The following is a 2,176-nucleotide window of genomic DNA, read 5'->3' as shown; positions in this document are numbered from 1 at the left end:
CAGAACGTCACCCCGTACTCCATGACGGTATCCGTTTGGACGTGGTGCGATACGATCATGTACGAGGCCAGCGGGACCTATCTTGCGATGGGCGAGCTCGGGGAATGGTAGGACAGAGGGCCTGTCCGACGCTTGCTTGTCCGACGCTTGGATGTCCCGCCTGACCGATGGGTAGGCCGTGGCCCAGGGCCCGGCAGGGCGCTTCTCTCCGCCCGGTCTCTTGGATATCGTCCTGGCCCATCCTCTTCGGATATTTCTGGACGCAGCGAAATGCGGGGCGTCCTCCCATGAGGATATGTCGGCAGGAGCAGTGAATGGGCGCACGATCCCGTCACCGCCTCGCGTGCTTTCAGGTCGCCTCAGGCGACCTGACCCACGACCCCGGTGAAGGACCGTTCAAGCAACTGATACTCTTCCTCGCGATCACCGCCCATGGCGCGACCTCCATCTTTTCCGCCAAGCGCAGAGGGGCGTGGGGCGGAAGCGTTTGGTCGCGCGGCAAGCCGTCAAGGCCGCTCGATCTCGGATGGACGCACGATCAGAGAACTCGTGGGGCTTGCGCGCCCATGACTGCGATGCAACGGTCGCCGACCGATGGATATCCTCATACATACGCCCCTCAGGACCGAGACCGAGTACGAGATCTGGGTGTCCCTCACGCCTCAGAACGGCCCGCCTCAAGCCAAGCGCCTCGGTCTGACGGCCGCCAACTTCACGATTCCGCATCTGGATCTCTGGGACTCGTTCCTGCCGCTCATGTGGATCACGCGAAACGGCGGCCCCTTGTTCAACAAGGCCGAGTCCCGGGCCATGGTACGGGCCGAGTACCCGCTGCATTCGAACGTGGTCGAGTTCTTCTCTGCACGGGCCAGAAAGTTCGGGCTGGAGATCGATGTCGTCTCCACGACCTACGAGCGCACCTATGACGTGACAACCTCGGGAACCGCCGTCCTGTTCGGTGGCGGCAAGGACAGCCGGCTGCTGCTAGGGACCTTGCAGGAACTCGGCGAGCGGCCGACCGCGATTTGCGCGAAGGGCCGAAAGTACGCTCAGGACATCGAAGGCGCCCGGGTTTTCGAAACCTTCAACTTCGAGATGGCGAATCGCATCGTTCCAGCGCTGATGCTGGCCCCGAGAACCATCTATCACGGCAGCGGCCTCGGCGAGGCGCATAAGGTGTCGCCCTGGCATCAGTACTACGACATCTCCGCCCCCGAGCCCGTGGCCGAGACATCCGCGCTGCTGGGCCGCCTCGGCTTCGACATTTGCATCCACGTCCCGCAATGCGTCCTACCCTTCAATCTGGTTCAGGCGATCCTGGCGCGCCGGTACCCGGATCTGTATGCGGGGCAGGTCAGCGTGGAGCCCCACGACTTCACGGACAAGAACCTGCACGTCTCTCTTCTGGAGCGCTATCACGGGCTCTCTCATGCCTATCACTGCAGCGAGCAGCTGCTGGTCAGAATGGCCGAGACGTTCATCCGGCGCAGCGTGAAGGAGCCTGACCAGTTCGGTTATCAGCGCAGCCGCGAAGTCTTCGAACGGGAGATGCGGGCGATCCTGCTCACTCTCGTGCAGGATGGTCGCCTTGTTCTGCCGAGAGAGGCTCCCGCGGTGACATGGAAGGCGGAATGGATCGACAAGATTCATGCTTACGTCAATCCCGCGGCGGACCCCCGCCTTTTCGCGATTTACCGCGAGTACGCTGATGTGTGGGATGGGCCCGCCGAGATGTTGCCCGAACCTCTTCGTAGCTACCTCTGAAGGGTCGGCAGTCCAGCCGTAGCCTCACGCGGCATGATCCCCTGGGAAGGGGGCTGGCCAGCGCCGCGCGATCCATCGTGCGAAGGATGATAGGACCTCGCTCAGGCCCCGGAGCGACCCGTTCCAGGCCCGCTCCGGCGGCGGCCCGGGTCCCTACCACTCCGTGGGAAATTCGGAAGCCTCCGGCTCCGAAGATGTCGCCGGAGCGGATTGCTCTCCCGGCAGGGGGAGGGGATCTGCCCCCTCTCCGCCAAGCGTTTCCTCGGCCGAGCCCATGGCGAAGTACGATCCATGGGCCGCGAACAGGTTGGTGTTGCACCAGGTCCAGACGACCAGGGTCATCGATCCTGGGGTGACGTTCTCGGCGCGGGCTCCGATTCGGGCATTCCGGCCGGTGCCCAGATCGAAGCTG

At 63.7% G+C, this 2,176-nt stretch carries 3 protein-coding genes; 2 read left to right on the top strand and 1 reads right to left on the bottom strand.

Translation table 11 applies throughout. From position 1 onward, the window contains the following. The first annotated feature begins 432 nt into the window (after positions 1 to 432). Positions 433 to 570, top strand: a complete 138-nt coding sequence (locus tag AC5JLB_RS00665; RefSeq protein WP_495871929.1) for a hypothetical protein — start codon at positions 433 to 435, stop codon at positions 568 to 570. A gap of 24 nt (positions 571 to 594) precedes the next feature. Then, entirely contained in the window at positions 595 to 1,764 is a 1,170-nt protein-coding gene (locus AC5JLB_RS00660; RefSeq protein ID WP_495871928.1) for a hypothetical protein, read from the top strand. A 153-nt stretch (positions 1,765 to 1,917) separates the two neighbouring features. Here AC5JLB_RS00660 and AC5JLB_RS00655 read toward each other — a convergent pair. Next, on the bottom strand, positions 1,918 to 2,176 hold a 259-nt coding region (locus tag AC5JLB_RS00655; RefSeq protein WP_495871927.1), incomplete at its 5' end, for an H-type lectin domain-containing protein.

Source organism: Myxacorys chilensis, from assembly GCF_059505265.1.
The sequence above is the reverse complement of the archived record's forward strand: the minus strand, read 5'-3'. Positions and strand labels throughout refer to the sequence as shown.